11 protein-coding genes are annotated in these 18632 nt (G+C 40.3%); 5 read left to right on the forward strand and 6 right to left on the reverse strand.

Going from position 1 to position 18632, the window contains the following annotated elements; translation table 11 throughout:
- Positions 1 to 34: 34 nt before the first annotated feature.
- Together P2W72_RS08010 and P2W72_RS08015 are read right to left on the reverse strand one after the other, a co-directional pair.
- The gene (locus P2W72_RS08010; RefSeq protein ID WP_276360636.1) at positions 35 to 1270 is read right to left on the reverse strand and encodes a PQQ-dependent sugar dehydrogenase; all 1236 of its coding nucleotides are present in this window, start codon (positions 1268 to 1270) and stop codon (positions 35 to 37) included.
- 63 nt (positions 1271 to 1333) lie between these two features.
- On the reverse strand, positions 1334 to 2380 hold the full coding sequence (locus P2W72_RS08015; RefSeq protein ID WP_276360638.1) for an NAD(P)-dependent alcohol dehydrogenase: 1047 nt from the start codon (positions 2378 to 2380) through the stop codon (positions 1334 to 1336).
- A 315-nt stretch (positions 2381 to 2695) separates the two neighbouring features.
- Here P2W72_RS08015 and P2W72_RS08020 point away from each other — a divergent pair, with 315 nt between their 5' ends.
- Entirely contained in the window at positions 2696 to 3649 is a 954-nt protein-coding gene (locus P2W72_RS08020; RefSeq protein WP_276360641.1) for an amidohydrolase family protein, read from the forward strand.
- A gap of 2 nt (positions 3650 to 3651) precedes the next feature.
- Here P2W72_RS08020 and P2W72_RS08025 read toward each other — a convergent pair whose 3' ends face one another.
- The 4 genes from P2W72_RS08025 to P2W72_RS08040 form a co-directional block, all read right to left on the reverse strand.
- Entirely contained in the window at positions 3652 to 4377 is a 726-nt protein-coding gene (locus tag P2W72_RS08025; protein ID WP_276360644.1) for a GDSL-type esterase/lipase family protein, read from the reverse strand.
- A 96-nt stretch (positions 4378 to 4473) separates the two neighbouring features.
- Complete coding sequence (locus P2W72_RS08030) at positions 4474 to 5616, reverse strand: hypothetical protein (protein ID WP_276360646.1); 1143 nt, start codon at positions 5614 to 5616, stop codon at positions 4474 to 4476.
- A gap of 7 nt (positions 5617 to 5623) precedes the next feature.
- On the reverse strand, positions 5624 to 8650 hold the full coding sequence (locus tag P2W72_RS08035; protein WP_276360649.1) for a heparinase II/III family protein: 3027 nt from the start codon (positions 8648 to 8650) through the stop codon (positions 5624 to 5626).
- A gap of 24 nt (positions 8651 to 8674) precedes the next feature.
- Complete coding sequence (locus tag P2W72_RS08040; protein WP_276360651.1) at positions 8675 to 10642, reverse strand: hypothetical protein; 1968 nt, start codon at positions 10640 to 10642, stop codon at positions 8675 to 8677.
- Between the two features lie 259 nt (positions 10643 to 10901).
- On the opposite strand from P2W72_RS08040, the gene P2W72_RS08045 reads away from it, so the two are divergent.
- The 4 genes from P2W72_RS08045 to P2W72_RS08060 all read left to right on the forward strand — a co-directional run bounded on the left by P2W72_RS08045 (position 10902) and on the right by P2W72_RS08060 (position 18578).
- Positions 10902 to 12023 carry a lactonase family protein gene (locus P2W72_RS08045; RefSeq protein ID WP_276360653.1) on the forward strand — a complete coding sequence of 374 codons (1122 nt, stop codon included), beginning with the start codon at positions 10902 to 10904 and terminating at the stop codon, positions 12021 to 12023.
- Positions 12024 to 12192: 169 nt separating this feature from the next.
- On the forward strand, positions 12193 to 15759 hold the full coding sequence (locus P2W72_RS08050; protein ID WP_276360655.1) for a PKD domain-containing protein: 3567 nt from the start codon (positions 12193 to 12195) through the stop codon (positions 15757 to 15759).
- 366 nt (positions 15760 to 16125) lie between these two features.
- Positions 16126 to 17004: a hypothetical protein gene (locus tag P2W72_RS08055; protein WP_276360657.1), complete on the forward strand. Its 879-nt coding sequence runs from the start codon at positions 16126 to 16128 to the stop codon at positions 17002 to 17004.
- Positions 17005 to 17333: 329 nt separating this feature from the next.
- Entirely contained in the window at positions 17334 to 18578 is a 1245-nt protein-coding gene (locus tag P2W72_RS08060) for a peptidase U32 family protein (RefSeq protein WP_276360659.1), read from the forward strand.
- The last annotated feature ends 54 nt before the right edge of the window (positions 18579 to 18632 follow it).

Genomic DNA, 18632 nt, shown 5'->3' on the forward strand with positions numbered 1-18632 from the left:
TGTCCGGTTTTTTTTGTTTAAAAATGATGATTACTTATTTTTTAGCTATTCTGTAAAGTCTTCCTTCATCAGTAATTGCATAAAGTGCTCCGTCTTTACCCTGCATTGTTGATCTGAAACGTTGGTTCTGATCAGCAAGTAATCTTTCTTCGCCAACAACCTTATTGTTTTTGATCACCAATCTTAGTATATGTTTACCACTGAGTGCACCTATGAACAGATTATTTTTCCATTCAGGGATCATATTGCCTGAGTAGAAAGACATTCCGCTTGGAGAAATGGATGGATTCCAGTAGTAAACCGGCTGCTCCATACCTTCTTTTTGCTGAATTCCATCACCTACTTTAGCCCCGCTGTATTCCAGTCCATAAGTGATCGTTGGCCAGCCATAGTTTTTGCCCGGCTTTACCAGGTTTAACTCATCGCCGCCCATCGGACCAAATTCAGCGGTCCAGATATCGCCTGTTACAGGGTGGAATGCAAGATTTTGAACGTTTCTGTGACCGTATGAATAGATCTCCGGTCTTGCTTCAGCATTTTTAAGAAACGGATTGCCCGGTGCAGGTTTTCCATCTTTAGTAATGCGCAATACTTTACCATTTGCTGATGTCAGGAACTGAGCCTGTGGTCTGGTTTCCAATGAAGAGCGCTCTCCTGTTGTAACCAATAAATTTCCGGTCTTGTCAACCAGGATACGGCCGCCATAATGTCCCATACTCGGATGTGCAGGAGTTGCTCTGTAAATTACGTTTACATTTTCAATTTTTTTCTCATCAGCAGAAAGTGTTCCTTTTGCTACGGCTGTTAAGTTTCCTTCAGCTGATTTTTCTGAGAAAGTCCAGTAAACAATTCTGTTTTTTGCGAATGCCGGATCAATGGTAAGGCCGAGCAAACCTCCCTGACCACCTGAATTTACTTCAGGGAATCCTGTGATTGGCTCACTTACTGTTCCCGTTGTAGTAATGATTCTCATTGTTCCGATTTTTTCAGTAATCAGAAGCCGTCCATCAGGCAGTACAGTAATGCCCCATGGTCTTTTAAGACCTTCTGCAAGTACTTTTATATCCAATGCGGTTTGGGTCTTTATTCCTGCAATTCTGGTTTGACCTATGAAGGCAGGAGAATAGCTATTGTTTGGCGGTAATTTTTCAACTGGTGCATTGGTAGTGTCCTGCGCTGATATCAAGCCGGTGGAGGCATTGGCCTCAAGGCTGATGGCGGAGAATATTACTGCAGCAGCACTTAAAAAGAATGGAATTTTCTTGTTCATTTTATCTGTGTTTTTTGAAGGTTTAAGATGCAAATTAATTATTATATCAGGTTTAAGCAATGCTTATTTTAATGACTTCATGTCGATTACAAATCGATATTTAACGTCTCCCGCCAAAGTGCGCTCATAAGCTTCATTGATCTGATCCATAGATATTAGTTCAATATCTGAAGAAATATTATGTTCTGCACAATAGTTGAGCATTTCCTGAGTTTCTTTGATGCCTCCAACTAATGAGCCAACCAGACTGCGGCGTCCGCCAATCAATTGGAAAGCGGAAACATCTGCAGGGTTTGGCGGAGCTCCAAGCAATATCATCACGCCATTGGTACGTAGTAAAGCAAGATATTCATTATAATCGTGGTCTGCAGAAACAGTATCAATGATGTAATTAAAACTGCCTGCCATTGATTTCATGTTTTCAGGGTCTGTTGTAAGTTGAAAGTACTTCGCACCAAGCCGCTGTGCATCTGCTTCTTTACCTTTTGAACGGCTTAGAACAGTTACCTCTGCACCCATGGAAGAAGCCAGTTTAACAGCCATATGTCCCAGACCACCTAAACCCAGAACTGCCAGCTTATCTCCTTTTTTTACATTCCAGTGCTTTAATGGGGAGTAAGTAGTGATACCCGCACAAAGCAGGGGAGCTACATTGGCTAAAGGTAATTTATCTGAAACGTTCAATACAAAATGTTCGGTAACAACGATATGGGTTGAATATCCACCGTATGTAATTGTTTTACGATCCTGAGATAAAGAGTTATAGGTTTGTGTATGACCGTTTTCGCAATATTGTTCCAGATCATCATTGCAGTTTCTGCAATGTCTGCAGGAGTCAACAAAACAACCTACACCTACGGTATCGCCAGCTTTAAATCGTGTTACAGACTCTCCAACACGGGTTACCTTACCCACAATTTCATGACCCGGCACTGCAGGATAAACAGTACCTTTCCATTCATTTCTTGCTGTGTGAATATCTGAATGACATACTCCTGAATAAAGAATTTCTATCTCAACATCAGTTGGACCAGGTTCACGGCGATCTAACTGCCAGGGCTCAAGAGGAGTATCCGCACTCTTTGCGGCGTATGCTTTAACTGCTTTCATATTATTAACTAAATTTTAAATCAAATTTATACAAGATTTTAACATAATAAATGGGGTAACAAAGATATCGCATGCTATTCTTGTTCATGCGATTCAGGATAGTCTTATACGGATAGACCATTTATTAGTTTTTCGGATAAAAATGACCGTGATCAGGTGTTTTCGACCACTTCAATACTATAAAATACTGTTGATGATAATTATAATAAACAACAGGATATATTTTTCAGGTACTTAATGCCATGAAGCAAAATATGAAATTCTGCCATAGGATTTATTAATATTCATTTGTAAATTGTGTACGTAAACGTTGCTATGAAAACAAAAAATACAATCAATCGTCGTCATTTCATTGCCGGAACAGGTATTTTACTTACCGGATATGCTTTAAATCTTCAGGGAGCAATTTCAGAGCCCTCAGAACCAATAATTGATATTCATCAGCATACAGACTATGCCGGAAGAAGCCAGGATAAGATGCTGGCACATCAGCGTATGATGGGTGTAACCACCACGATTCTTCTTCCTGCAGGCCGCCCTTTGAATTATGGCTCAACACATTACGGAGTGAGTAATGGCTTGCAGGTAAGGGCAGGAGGAAATGAGGTTTGCTATCAGTACGCTAAAGACCGTGCACCTGAAATGCTTTTCGGAGCATGTGAAGTTCCTGATTTTCCGGGAGCAATTCCTGAACTTGAGAAGTATCTGAAGTTGGGAGCAAAGATGATTGGTGAATTAAAGTTTAACGTGGATTGCGATTCTGCTGAAATGCAGAAGATCTATCAGCTTGCTCAGGAATATGATGTCCCGGTTTTAATGCACTGGCAGTATAATATGTATAACCGCGGCTTTGAACGTTTCCATAAAATGCTTGAGAAATATCCTAAAGTAACCTTCCTTGGACATTCACAGACTTTCTGGGCTAATATTGACAAGAATCACCCGGACCAGAATATTTTATATCCAAGAGGTAAAGTTACGCCGGGTGGTTTAACTGATCGCCTGATGAGTGATTATCCAAATATGTACGGGGATATTTCAGGAGGTTCAGGTTTAAGTTCTATGACAAGGGATGAAGATCATGCACGGGCTTTCCTGAGCAAACATCAGGATAAATTGCTTTATGGCAGTGATTGTGATGATTATGCGGGTCATGGACCGGCTTGTCAGGGTGCAGGTACAATCGCAGCTGTCAGAAAACTCTCAGCAAATAAAGCAATAGAGCGAAAGATCTTATACGATAACGCGAAGAAGATGTTTAAGCTCTGAGTTTAGCGCTCATGTTTTTTGATGATCTTCACGATCTCGTCTGCAATCAGTTTATGACCAGTATCCATAGGGTGAGTACCATCAGGTAAGAGGCCTTCCATTCCTTCGGGACTCTTTTTTGCATAGCGCTGAAACAATTTCCATGAATTGATGAGTTCGGTATTTTCGGATTTGGCCAGTTTAATGATTGCATCTTTATAGAGTCTTAATCTTTCATGGCGGAAAGGAGGTAGTTTTGAACTCAGGGGATTGGGGGTGAGGAGAATGATCCGGCCATTTATCTTTTTAATTTCAGTAATGAAATGGCTCAGATTGGCGATATACGTCTCCAATGGAATACGCGAAGAAGTACCTTCTCCCTGATCCTGATAAGCATCATTCAGACCAAAGTTCAGGGTAACCCAATCAGGATGGTGAGCCAATACCGCTTTTTCAAAGCGATCCATTCCATGTTCAATGTTTGCTTTGTTATTGTCTTTAACTGAACCTGTGTGGCTTCCTCCAATTCCTGAATTAATTACTTTATTTGTAATTCCGGCTTCGCTTAATGCTTCGTGTATCCTGATTGCATATACTTTTTCAATCCCTTTTCTGGGAGCAGTGGTAGAGTTACCAAAGGTTACAATCACAAGTTCCTTTTTATCCTGGGCGAAGCTGTTGAAACTCAGCAGAGTCAACAGAAGGATAAAAACAGGGTGGGAGCGAATAATTGTTGTGGACTTTTTCATGCCTCAGAATTTAGTAATTGAATTCAGCGAATGTAATTATCTGATTTTAAAAAGCCCTTCCTGCCAAAGGAAGAGCTTTTCATATTTGGATTAATATCAGGCAACTTTGCCATCTGCATACAGGTTGTTGTTTACATGTGTTTTTTCCTCAGCTCTTACCGCTGCTTCTGCATCTTTATGCATTGGCATCCAGTTATGGTGCACATCACATTTATCCTGAGGTACTCCGCGAATCACAACTGATCTTTGGGATGCATAGAATGTATTGTTATAGATTTCCATTGTCGTTCCGGCGATATTGGTATTATCCTTACGATCGCGCCCGCCGTGCATATCGAAGTTATGGCTCAGCGAAATGCCCATTTCCACATTATTGCGGGCAATATATCCGCAGGATGGTCTTCCGGTACCGGCCAGAGAGTGGCGGTTCTCATTTAAAAGGTTGAATTCTATCAGAGATGACGCCTGATCATGACTAACTCCATAACCCAATCCGTTATACTGGCATTGATGAATATAGTTATGATGGATATGATGTCCTGTCCCTGCCTGCAGGCTTATACCGGCTCCTGAAAATGCAGAAATCTCGCAGTTATCTACCTGCAGGTTAGGAAATTTGCACTGGATACCTCTTGATGTAGGAAATTTATAATAATAGGTATGGCCGGGTCCGCCTTTACTGAATGCACGTTTGTGGTGGTCGAGGTATCTTTTTGGATTTGGTCCCTGAAGACGGATACCGCTGATCCTTACATTTGGACCCATAATATCAATCATCCCCGGTGTATCAATTCCATCACTGGTAATCTGAGCGCCTTCAGAACCATTATGACCTCTGTCGCTTGCCAGAGTTACACCTTCAGGAATATTCAGTTTGATTTTATCGATGTAGATAAAAGTCGTCATATCGATGATCAGATCGCCGGGAATAAAAACGACCTGACCCGATTTGGCTTTTCCCAAAGCTTCGATCAGAGATTCAAGTGTATCAACGGTATAATCACCTGAAGTAATTACATTTTTATATCCTTTACCCCCGCCGATTGGCCCGGTTTCATCAGCTTTTGCTCCATAAATAGTATTACCTACTTTTTTCCAGGTAGGTTTTTCCTTTTTATCAGCATCGTTTTCTGAGCTCATTTCAGCACCCAGTACCGGGGTACCCATGCTTAAGGCAGCAAGAGAGCTTAATGATGCTGCCCGTACAAATTGTCTTCTGTTAAAATTTTCTGCTGACATGTTTTTTCTATTTAGATGGCCATTCTGTATGTGAGGTGATGCTGAATGCAGCACCTTCCTCAAATTCGTAGATATAGTTAGCGTAAGGGTCTTTAGGGTTATTTACTTCAGGATCTTTGAACCCCATCGCAAATGTAATTGGTCCGCATTCGATGCGGCTGTATTTGCCCTCGCGCTTAATGCTTTTGATGGTATAGGTAGCGTCTCTTTCTCCATTGGTAGAGATAATCAACTGCTCACCGTTCAGGCTGCCGTTTTCAGGAAGGATCTGATCTACCAATACCCATCCGCTGCCTGATGGATTTTTATTCATTTTTACAATTTTACCCTTGATCTGTCCGCCAGATTTAAGGTTAAGGCTTCCATGATTCAATGTAGTTCCGTTCACAAGTATTGCCTTGTTAACCTGATTGTTCTGTTTTCTGATGAATCCAATATTTCCCGACATGGAGGTGTTGTCAGGAAGCTTCATCAGTTTGTCTGACTCCGGATTGTAAAGAACATAATCGATAGCACCATTCGTATGCTCAATTTCGAGTGCGATCTGTGCTTCATGACCATTGTCAATACGTTTTACCGATTTGATGAAAGGATTCTTACGATAAGGCTCAAATACTGAAACGAATGTGCTGCTCAGGTTTTCGCCTTTGCGGTGCATCAGCACATAGCCCAGTTTTTTAGGATTGCCTGCTTTATTTTGCGGAGGGTCGCCATCAGCGAGTGCAATATCATTTGAAGCTGAAAGCGCATACATTCTAAGGTGTACATTTTCATCTGCGTTTAATCCGCGGTATCCGGTTTCCGCTTTCCAGTCGAGCATGAATTGAGACGGGGGATTCAGATCTCTTTGTACCTTATAAAAGAATGAATAACCCTGAGGAAAGCCATTGGCTGCAATACCTTTTTCAATATGCTCACCGGCATAAGTCCCTTTCTGTTGGGCAGTAAGTTTAAGTCCATTGCTTGTGATTTCTCCCGGAGGACCATGGAAGCTGTAAAGATGATCCTGACCTCCTTCAACCTTGAACAAATCAATTATATATGCATTACTGTCTGCACCGGCATCTACCAGGAACATAGTTCTCTGATAGGTCTTTGTTTCAGGATATGCTTTTTTACCGTCGATTTCGAATACTCCGAAACCTTTCATTTGTTTAAATAATTTGGTATAACCACCCCATACTTCTTTTTGAGGCTTTTCATTCACAAATACCAGATTATGTGAAACGGTACTTCCTGTCCAGTCGCGGTTACTCGGAATATTAGTTGCAAACTCCGGGTATCCATGATCAGGAGCAAGCCATTTACCAAATGCAAGCAGGTCGAAGTTCATCAGGTCAGGATGAGCGTGCATGATGGTTCTTCCATAGTTATTGGCAATTGCCACTCCACTGTTTCCACGTCCGTTTTCAAGCAGAGCCAAACCAAAGCCGCTCATCAGATATCCACCTTCAGCTCTTTTTCCGGTACTTTCTGCAATCTTTTTTATTTCCTTGCTGATGGCGTCAGGGTCAACTGAAAAAATATTCCTTCCAAGCTTTTCTGCCGAGTTTTTATTGGAAATATAGGCTGCTTTGGCAAATTCCGGATCGCGGGTCAGAATAAAGCCTTTGGTAATGAAATTAGGGTCTGCGTATCCATTGCTGACAAGGCCGGTAGATCCGCTGTCGCCCATATTCGGGATTGCTATTCCCAGTGCAGCCATCCGGTATGCAACAAGGAATGTTGTATTGAATTGAGGGAATTCTTTAATAATGTTATGTTTGGTATAGGCAGGATATTCCTGAAGTCTTTCTGCAACCTGTGAAATCAGCCGCCCCCACATTAGTGCATAACCTGGTGCACCTTCGTTTGATGTTCCGTCCCTGTCAAAAGTTGAGATCATTAACGATGGAATATTTCCGCCATCTGAAGCAAAGATCCAGTCGATCCATTCATTACTTTCAGGCTGTGAATCCAAAGCCATCGCACAAACAACCGCAGTAAGCTGATGCATCCCCTGATTTCCGCTGATTTGCTGGGATAATATCGATTTAAACGATGTTCTCAACAAACCATCATCAACATTTTGAACAAATAAAGCACGGCTGCCTTTTGTTCCGATTTTGTATTTTTCCGATTGCCTTTTAAGGAAGCTGTATAACTCAGGATTATCTGTGGTTCCACTTAGAATTTTATCATAGGAATCAGCAAATGATTGTATGATGCCTGTTTCCCAAATACGGCCATGTATTTTCCCCATGTTACGGCCACCGTCAGAATGGTACCAGCCTTTGTCTGCGTATGGTTTCCAGTCCATTTCAGGATAAACATCAGCAATACGGTCTAAAAGAATTGCAGCTTTGCGGGCATACATTTTGTTTCCGGTATAAATATAAGCTTCTGCCAATGCTGCAAGTCCATCGCTGATATAATCCCATTTCTTCCATACATAATATCCGATAAATCGGTGAGCACGTCCATTTTGGTCAATGAAACCATAGCCATCATCTACACCATATTTATGCATCGGATCAGAAGGATCAGGATGTGCTGTATTGAAAAGCAGGCTTTTATCGCCTTTTGAAGCATCAAACTGTCCGCGTTCATCAAGGGCACTTTCATAAAATTTACCAAAATCGTTGGTAGGGAAAACACTCTTACATGAAGGGCAGGTTAATTTCCAGGGCTTGTCTTCAAATTCAGGGTTGTATGGATAATTGCCATATTTAAGTACATCCAGTCCACATTTTAAGCAACCTAAAACTTTAGGACCTTTTGCAATACGATCCAGTGTAACATCGATACAGCGCGGTGTATTTTGTCCGGGTACCAGGAACCAGAGATCTTCATCGCTTTTGTTTGCGAATACTGATGCTCTTTTAAGTACTGAGTTTTTTAATTCTTTAGCCCAGTCGTATTTTTCGCAGTTATTTCTGAGATTTTGAATTTTTTCCCTGGTGTAAAATCCGCCGTACTGACGCTGTGAATAAGCACTGCCCGTAAGAACTGACAGTAATAATATGGTTAAACAACGATATAGAATCTGCTTCATAAATTGATTGATAATGATTGATGTTTATTTTAGTTTATAGCTCATTAAATGCGAACCGCTGACAAAGAAAATCCGGCCATGAGCATAATCACCACCGGCTTTTATTGGCCCGGGTGCTGTAGCAATCAGTTTCGTATCATAAGTTTCAGGCATAACCTGAACAATAGCTCCTTTGGCAAACAGGATAAATAGTTCGCCTTTCGGACCGTCAACAAATATTCTGGGACTTTGTTCGGCTGTGGTTGGACCAAATTCGGCAAAGATGTCTTTGGTATATACTACTTTCTTTGCTGCAGGATCGAATACAAAAAACTTTCTTTTGTCGGTAATTCCATAAACCAATCCGCCCGGCATCATGCGCATTTCACTGTATTCCTGAACACCGGGGAATACAACTTCCTGCCATTCAATTTTCTTGCTGTCCATGTCCATGATGTAAAGGAGCGCCTCCTTTGCCCTCTTTTCTCCGCCGGTTCCCGGAGAAGTAGTTGTACCTCCAAGAAGTTTTCCCTTCGGAAGAGGAACCAGACTCATACTGGTTTGATCTTTTACTACCTCATAATCTTTCAGCATGACTCTTGATTTGGCTTTATTGTCATAAAACAATAAACCACCGCCTGTAGCACCATATTGCGGGGTGCCGCCCATAACGATTGTTTTGCCATCGGGATGTGCAATAATGCGGTATGGACGGATCAGATCGGGAGAAACTGTGGTCAGGTGAACCGGGTTTGATTCAGGATTATCCAGTTTTGTAGGAACCCATGGTTTGTAAGGATCCCATTCGATCAGATGTCCTCCGGCATACACCCCGAAATAAACCTTTTTATTCTGATTAATTAATGCATTGAACTGACCAAGAGCCTCACGGTTTACCCATTTATCTTTCTTTAGGTCGTAATTAAAAAATCGCATCGGGAAAGCCGTTCCACCCACGATTGTACCATCAGGTGCAGTACCAATACCCATAACGATAGCCCCGTCGCTGGTATAATCGAACGATACTTCTTTTGTTGCTTTGGTCTTTGGATTTTCAGTAATCAATATTCTGTTTACCAGATCAAGATTCCTGAGTATGCTGCCATCCGGGAAGTTTCGGTGAAACAGACTTTGTGAGCCCGTAATCTGATTGACCGGTTTACGGTCCTTATATTCACCTATTTTTTTGTATTCACCTTTATAAAGTTCATACCATTCATTATCAACTGATTCCAATGCACGACCATAAACTCTTCCATTTTGATCGCGGTAAACCGCGGCAGTACCTAATTTTCGTTCATTTGCCGGCAAAATAGCCTTTGCCTGACCGGTATTCGGGTCGAAAGAAACGATCTGGCTTGAGGCATTTCCCATTCCGAAATAAATCCATCCGGCATCATCAGAAACAATTGTGCGCTGATATTGCCTCCAGTTTTCTTTATTAACATAACCATAGTCTTTCAGTTCCCGTTTTTTAGGATCGAAAGCAACCAGTCCGCTGTTTGGATAGGTTACCGACCATATTCTGCCTTTATCATCTTCAGTCATAGACATAGCCATCTGAGGCATAGTTTTTTGTGTGAAAGTGAAGGCCCTTTTTACCGGATCAAATTCAGTAAAATGATCGCTGAAATGAGTGTAAAACTTATTATCACCCGATAGAATTGAAGAATATGGCGTATCCTGTCTTGGATCAAATTTTACAGGGAATTCCTCACTTTTTCCTGTCTCTGCATCAATCATGAGCAATGAATAGCCACCTCTGTGATCGAAAAGCCAAACCAGGACCACATTTCTGCCATTCCCGTCAACGGTTGATACTACACCGCGGTGATTACTGATAGGAGAGGCAACCCCATGATCAAAGAATCCATTTCCGAGATTTTGCGTTGATGTTTCGACGGTAAAGCCGGTTTTGTCGGGAAGCGGATTAACTCTTACCTGTTTTTGTGAATAAGCTTTATACGACAGTGCGGTACAAAGGAAAAGCAGCAATATAGATTTTGTTCTCATAGATTGATTGTGTACGTACCCATAAATATAAAATAAATTAATTCATATCTGAAAGAGGGAAGATCAATTAGCAATTGAATTGATGCATTATGTATGCTGATTCAAATAATTTTAAGTAAGATCCGGCAGAATTTTGCTCTGTTTAATAAATTGAAGATCCCCTGTTGACCATCAGTCCTGCCGGAATAATCATAATGCGCAGAATGAGTGCTCTTCTGAATCGTATTTTTTATACATTTAGTTCCTTAAATTGTATAACATGAACTATAGAAAAGTCTTTTCATTTATAGCTTGCCTTATTCTAAGTGCTACCTTATTTGCTCAGGGTACAAAGTATCATTTACTCATCGGCACTTATACCTCTCCCGGTAAAAGTGAAGGTATTTATATTTATGAGTTCGATTCTGGAAATGGATCTTTGACTTATAAATCAAAGGTGATCGCCGATAACCCTTCTTATTTTGCACTTTCAACTGATCGGAAATTTCTTTATTCAGTTTCAGAAGGACAGGGCAGCAAGATCAATTCTTATTCTTTTGAGCCAAAAACAGGCGAGTTGAAGTTTATCAATAGCCAGCCTTCAGGTAGCGATGGCCCAACACATATTTCAGTTGACAAAAACAGGAAGTATGTATTTGCAGCTAATTATGGTGGTGGATCGATCACTGCATTACCTGTTGAAAAAGATGGAAGTCTCGGTGCCGATATTCAGGATATTAAGCATGAGGGAAAAAGCATTGCAAGGAAAAAACCATTTGTGCATTCAGCCGTTGTATCGCCTGATAATAAATATGTGATGGCAGCTGATCTGGGGACTGATAAGGTTAATATTTACAAATTCGATCCATTGAATAGGCCTAAAGCTTTAAGTCCGGCAGCGCAGCCTTTTGTGCTGCTTGATCCGGGAGCTGGCCCCCGACACAGTACCTTCCATCCGAATGGACGTTTTTTTTATGTAGTCACTGAGATCAATTCAAACGTTTATGCCTTTGGATATAAAAATGGCAATTTAACTAAGATTCAATCAGTTTCCCTGGTTCCTGAGGGTCATACAGGTCCGAGCCATGGTGCTGATATTCAGGTGTCTGCAGATGGTAAATTTTTGTATGCAAGTACGCGAAGTACTTTAAATGAGATTTCCATTTTCTCGATTGATCAGAAAAGCGGAATGCTTCATCCGGTGGGTAAACAGGCTTCTCAGGGTAAAAGCTCACGGACTTTTGCAATCGATCCTACCGGAAACTGGTTATTATCTACCGGTCAGGTAACGAATGAAATTGTAGTATTTAAAAGAGATAAAGAAACCGGATTAATTACGCCAAACGGACAGAAGTTGCAGATTGATAAACCGTCTTTTGTAAAGTTTGTCAGTATGGATTAATCCCATTCATTAAATTGATTAAGATTCAGACAAGGTTTTTCTGTATTTTTTTGAACCTGACATTCCTTGTCTTTACGTAGATTTAATGTCGGATTCAAATCCGGAGTGCATTTTATTTAATAATTGCTTGTTAATTGCTTTGAAACACAAAATTTCCGGATTAATCTGTTTGTTATTTCTCATATTCGGCCTGATTCTCCCTGTTTCAGCACAAAATACATCGAATAAAGGGACTGATTTCTGGTTAGCCTATGGAAACCATGTGGCAGGGTACGGTAACACTATTGGCCAGGAAATGGTTGTTTATGTGACCTCAGATGTTAATACATCCGGTGTTATGGAGGTAGGGGGAACCAGCATACCTTTTCAGGTTACAGCTAATGCGATAACCAATGTTACCGTGCCTCAAACTGCCTATATTGGTAATACAGAGGGTAAAATTAGTAACAAGGGTATTCATATTACTTCACTTTTACCTATCGTTGTATATGCTCATATTTATGATCAGGCAGTTTCCGGAGCAACTTTAGTATTGCCCACAAATACGCTTGGTAAAGATTATTATTCGCTGAATTACCAGCAAATATCCAACAGTCCCAACTCACATTCTTTCTTTTTTGTGGTAGCAACTGAAGACAATACAGAGATTGAAATTACTCCCTCTGTTGATACACAGGGTGGACTAAAAGCAGGGGTTAAATCAGCACCTATAAAATTGAACAAGGGAGAAATTTATCAGGTTTTAGGTATTCAGGCCTCTTTAATCTCAAAAATTGTCCGTAATAATCTTGGCCAAAATGTAACGCAGTATACAACGCAAGGAGGGGATCTTACAGGTACCAGAATTCAGTCCATTTCAACTGGATCTGAGCCATGCAAGAAGATAGCTGTATTCTCAGGAAGTGGAAAGATTGCGGTAGGATGTCTTGATGCGACCGGATATGCGGGATCTTCTGATAATTTATTTCAGCAGGCATACCCTACTGCTTCATGGGGAAAAACCTTTATTACCGTACCCTCAAAAGATAGAAATTACGATGTTTACCGTATTTTTAAAAGTGACCCCAATGCGGTTGTAAAACTGAATGGGACTGTAATCCCAGCCACAAGCTTTATCAATAACTTTTATTATGAGTTTCCGAGTCAGGCTGTAAACTATATTGAATCTAATAAACCTATACAGGTGGCATTATATGCGGTTACTCAGGGCAAATCCATTACCTGTACGAATGTGCCGGGAGATGTAGGCGATCCGGAAATGATTTTTTTAAATCCATTGGAACAAACACTTTCGCAGATTACCATGTACTCTACCAAACTGTATGAGATTACCAAGCACTTTATTAATGTGGTAATTCCGGGTACTGCCGTTTCAGGTTTCAAGTTAGATGGTGTTTCACAATCTGCCTTGTTTAAATCTGTGCCTGATAAGCCCGGATATTCATATGCACAGATACCTGTAAATGCCGGAACTCATAATCTGCAAGCCAGCGAAGGATTTAATGCAATTGCTTATGGATTTGGTAATGCAGAGTCTTATGGTTATGCAGCGGGGGCTAATGTTAAGGGGCTTGGCGTTGAAATCAGAAAAGCCAGTACTAAAAAACAAGTTTCTACAGTTTGTGTAAAAGAAGAGCTGAATTTAAGTGTTAAACTAAATTCAACAACTAACAGGATACTTTGGGATTTAGGAGACGGATCTGCTCCCCTGGAGGTTTTGAATCCGGTTCCGGTTGATGCGAATCCACTTGATGGTTTATATGAATATTTGTTCCCTAATAAAGTAATTTATAGTGAACTTAAAGATTATAAGATTATTGTAACTGCTAATAAAACCTCAACTGATGGTTGCGGCAGTACAGAAGTTACTGAACTGCAATTTTCTTCAGTCAACCCTCCGAGTGCAGCTATTAACTCTCTGAGTCAGGCATGTTTGAATGTTCCGGTAACATTCAGAGATACCAGTGCAGCTAATGGCAGAAAAATCGTTAAATGGTTATGGGATTTTGGAGATAATACAGTATCAACAGATCAGAACCCAACGCATACCTATACAAAGGGTGGTAATTTTGTGGTAAAGCTAATGGTAGAAGGAGAAACCGGCTGTGAATCTGAAGTAATTAGTCAGAATATTCATGTTAATATTAATCCGGTAGCTAATTTCAGCTTCAGTACACCAGACTGCGTTCAGCAAACCATCACATTTAAGGATAATTCTACATCGGCTGAAGGGAAAATTATTAAGTGGATATGGGATCCAGGTGATGGTACAACTCCGGTGGAATATCCGGCGGTAGATAATTTTACTCATTCCTATGCATCTACCGGTACTTATAATGCATCCCTGAAGGTTCTGACTGATAAAGGTTGCGAAAATATACTTAGCCGTCAGGTTATTGTAAATCCTGTGCCTCTTGTAAATTTTGGAGTTCCTGAAGTATGTATTAAAGATGCATTTGCGGCATTCACAGATTCAAGCTCAATAGCCGATGGATCAGGCAGTTTTACTTATTTATGGAATTTTGGTGATGCTGCCCTTTCAACTACATCTAATCCGAATACTTCAATATTAAAAAACCCTCAGCATAGATATACACGTGCAGGTGTTTATAATGTAAGTCTGACAGTAACATCAAAAGATGGCTGTGCCACAACATTGATTAAATCTTTTACAGTGAATGGTGCTATTCCAACCGCTTCATTTGATGTTCTGAATGCCACCCAACTCTGCAGTAATAAGGAAGTTGTATTCAGAAATACTTCAACTGTAGATTTCGGCGATATCGGGAAGATTGAATGGTATTTCGATTTTGATGGTGATCAGAGCTTTAAACTGGTTGATGAAAATCCGGTCCCGGGAAAGGAATACAGAATTCAGTACCCGCTGTTCAGCTCGCCTGCAAGTAAGTTGTTTAAGGTTAGGATGCTGGCTTATTCCGGTGGTACATGTGCTGATGAAGAAATAAAAATAATTTCTTTGCTTTCGGCACCAGAAGTTGTTTTTTCTGCCCTTTCTGATGTTTGTCAGGAGCTTTCTCCTTTCAAGATTACCCAGGCGGCAGAAAAGAACTCACAGGCAGGTGTCGGTCAGTTTTATGGCAAAGGCGTTTCTCTGGCAGGAATTTTTGATCCGGCAGCTGCCGGTGTTGGTATTCATACTATCAAATATGTATTTACTGCTATTAACGGCTGTGCTGATTCTCTTTCCAGAGATATAAAGGTGATGCCAACACCCCTGGTTAATGCCGGCAGGGATACTGTTATTTTGCAGGGCGGAGAAACCAGACTGAAAGGAGTTGCTTCAGGAAGTAATCTGATCTATAAATGGACACCATCAATCGGTTTAAGCCGGGATGATGTTCCTGATCCGATTGCAAGTCCGGCAGAGGATATTACCTATACGCTGACCGTAACTTCTGATCAGGGCTGTGTTTCGATGGACAATATCCTTATCAAAGTACTCAAGGTACCTGAAGTACCGACTGCTTTTACCCCTAACGGAGATGGAGTAAATGACCTCTGGAATATTAAGTACCTCGACAGCTATGTTAATGCCAGTGTAAAAGTCTTTAGCAGGTATGGAGCAATTGTTTATTATAGCGATAAGGGCTATTCCCAGCCATGGAATGGTCAGATGAATGGAGTTGACCTCCCTCTCGGGACCTATTATTATATTGTTGATCCGCGAACCAGGGGGCGTAAACCTATTTCAGGAGCGGTGACGATTCTGAGGTAAGGTATGGGTTTTGGCGATGGGCCTTCATAATAAACAGATCTAATGCTTAAGGTAAGCATTAGAAATCGGATCCTGTTATTTGTCAATCTGTCTATCACTGTTTCCGGTTAAAATAATTCACCGATCAAAAAATGGATTGACTATTTTGCTATATCCTGATTTATTAAATTTACACATATAATGGAAACACCTAAATATAAATCCGGGAATCAGTTATCCTCTAAATCTGTTTTGATCTGGAGAATTATCCAAAGCGTTTTATGGCTTATTGGAGCAGTTATTCTTTTCTTTTTAATATTTTATCCGCTTATTGGAATCAATCTGTTCTGGAATATACTGATCCCGATTACACCTGCACTTTTAGTGGTGGCAACCGGAATTTGGCGAAACATTTGCCCCCTGGCCACTATTAGTTTATTTCCAAAACGTATTATAAACCGGAAAAGGCGGAAGCTATCAATAAGCGCCCAGGGAAAATTGAATTTGATTGGCATACTGGCTTTATATTTAATTGTTCCGTTGCGTCATGCTTTATTTAATACAAGTGGTCTTTCAACAGCCATCCTGCTTATTTCTGTAAGTACATTTGCAGTGATTACAGGAACAATTTTTGAATGGAAGAGTGCTTGGTGCTCAGGATTATGCCCTATCCATCCGGTAGAGAAATTGTATGGAACGAAGGTACTGTTATCTGTTCCTAATGCCCATTGTCATCAATGTATGAACTGTGTTGTTCCCTGTCCGGATTCAACACCGGGTATCCATCCAAGCTCGGCCAAAAAAACTATATATCATAAAATAGGAGGATTCCTGATTATTGGTGGGTTTCCTGGTTTGGTATGGGGATGGTTTCATGTGCCTGATCATAACAGTTTAACCAGTTTTACACAGCTTTCAGAGATTTACAAATTACCCCTTGCAGGTAGTTTAGCTACTATGGTATTGTATTGGCTTTTATCGCAGGTTTTTGATAAAAAGCAGGAAACAAAATTAGTTGGCATTTTTGCTGCCACAGCTGTTTCCTGTTATTATTGGTATAGATTGCCTGTGTTATTTGGTTTCGGTGTCTTTAAAAATGATGGTATGTTGCTGGACTTAAGTCTTATGATACCCGCCTGGACAATGAGTATCACTGTAGTGATTACCAGTATTTTCTTTTTTTGGTGGATCATTTTTCGTAAACAGGAGAAGAAAAGCTGGTTAATACGTCCTCAATATGCGCCAGAGGTCAAAAGGCAATTGTAAAAAATGCTTCAACAATAAAATCAGATTAACACTATATATTCAATCCCATTCTTTTTTTCAAAAGTTTGTCTGAAGTGTTTCCATCGTTACATGAAGATTTCCGACCCCGGAGAGGTGAAGAAACTGATGGATAGTATCGGGGTTCGGATAAAGGAAACCTGCATTTGGGGTAATATTTGACCCCCTTACCAGAATCGATTGAAAACAACAATATTTTATCTCTTTTTCCTGTATACTGCTCTAATAAATAATGATAAATGTGACCATGATCATAGTTCCTAAACCTTGGAATCGTTTTTTTTGTCCCATATTTTTTTTTGTTCTATTAAATGAAAAGACCACGAATTTTAGCACCGGCAGGCTCTTTTGAATGCTTATACGCTGCCATTCAAGCCAACGCAGATGCTGTTTATTTTGGTGTGGAACAGTTGAATATGAGAGCAAAATCGGTAAATGGCTTTCAAACAGAACATATTGCAGAAATCAGTCAGATATGTAAAGAGAATAATATTAAAAGTTATCTGACGCTTAATACGATAATTTATAATCACGACATAAGATTTGCTTATCAAATAATAAAAGAAGCCAGAGAAAGTGGAATTGATGCAGTAATTGCCTCAGATTATGCTATAATACAACTTTGTCGGAAGGAAAATATCCCGGTTCACATCTCCACCCAGGCTAATATTACCAATATTGAATCGGTAGTTTTTCATTCACAATTTGCCGATTTGATTGTCCTGTCAAGAGAGCTTACCTTAAAGCAGATTGCAGATATCACAAAAGAAATTGAAAGAAAGGATATTACTGGTCCCTCAGGGAAAAGGCTGGAAATTGAAGTCTTTGTTCATGGAGCACTTTGTATGGCAGTGTCGGGAAAATGTTATATCAGCCTGCATACCCGGAATGCTTCTGCAAACAGGGGAGCATGTGCCCAAAACTGCCGGAGGCCTTATAAAGTGATTGATACTGAAAATAATCTGGAACTTCTTGTAGATAACGAATTCATTATGTCGGCTAAAGATCTTTGTACTATAGATATTCTTGATCAAATTGTAAAGTCGGAGGTCAGCGTGTTGAAGATTGAAGGAAGATCAAAATCTGCCGACTACGTCTATACAACAACTAAATGTTACCGGGAAGCCATTGAAGCGATCAATAATGGAAGTTATAATCAGGAAAGGGTTGAGCACTGGAAAAAAGAGTTACAGTCGGTTTATAACAGGGGATTTTGGGAAGGTTATTATTTGGGCAGGAAACTCGGAGAATGGACAACTAATCCCGGCAACAATGCAACTCAAAAGAAAATATACATCGGCAAGGCGAATAAATATTATCCGGCAATAAATGTTGCTGAATTTATACTTGAAGCCGGAGTGCTTAAAGTTGGAGATAAATTTATGATAACAGGCCCTAAAACCGGGATATTGCAAGACCAAATGGATCAGTTTCGGGTAAATGGGATTGATAAAAATGAGGCTCAAAAAGGGGATTTGCTAACCTTTAAAATTGCAGATCATAAAGTGTGTCAGGGGGATAAATTATATAAAGTTCTTTCAGAAGAAAATGTATAAAATTAGTTACTACCGTAATAAATGTATAGGATGCGGATTATGCCGTGAAAATCA

The organism is Daejeonella sp. H1SJ63, assembly GCF_029360775.1.
GTDB lineage: Bacteria > Bacteroidota > Bacteroidia > Sphingobacteriales > Sphingobacteriaceae > Daejeonella.

Excerpts from the sequence above, each read along its gene's own strand:
- P2W72_RS08010 (WP_276360636.1), bottom strand. The coding sequence starts at position 1,270 with ATGAACAAGAAAATTCCATTCTTTTTAAGTGCTGCTGCAGTAATATTC.
- P2W72_RS08015 (WP_276360638.1), bottom strand. The coding sequence starts at position 2,380 with ATGAAAGCAGTTAAAGCATACGCCGCAAAGAGTGCGGATACTCCTCTT.
- P2W72_RS08020 (WP_276360641.1), top strand. The coding sequence starts at position 2,696 with ATGAAAACAAAAAATACAATCAATCGTCGTCATTTCATTGCCGGAACA.
- P2W72_RS08025 (WP_276360644.1), bottom strand. The coding sequence starts at position 4,377 with ATGAAAAAGTCCACAACAATTATTCGCTCCCACCCTGTTTTTATCCTT.
- P2W72_RS08030 (WP_276360646.1), bottom strand. The coding sequence starts at position 5,616 with ATGTCAGCAGAAAATTTTAACAGAAGACAATTTGTACGGGCAGCATCA.
- P2W72_RS08035 (WP_276360649.1), bottom strand. The coding sequence starts at position 8,650 with ATGAAGCAGATTCTATATCGTTGTTTAACCATATTATTACTGTCAGTT.
- P2W72_RS08040 (WP_276360651.1), bottom strand. The coding sequence starts at position 10,642 with ATGAGAACAAAATCTATATTGCTGCTTTTCCTTTGTACCGCACTGTCG.
- P2W72_RS08045 (WP_276360653.1), top strand. The coding sequence starts at position 10,902 with ATGAACTATAGAAAAGTCTTTTCATTTATAGCTTGCCTTATTCTAAGT.
- P2W72_RS08060 (WP_276360659.1), top strand. The coding sequence starts at position 17,334 with ATGAAAAGACCACGAATTTTAGCACCGGCAGGCTCTTTTGAATGCTTA.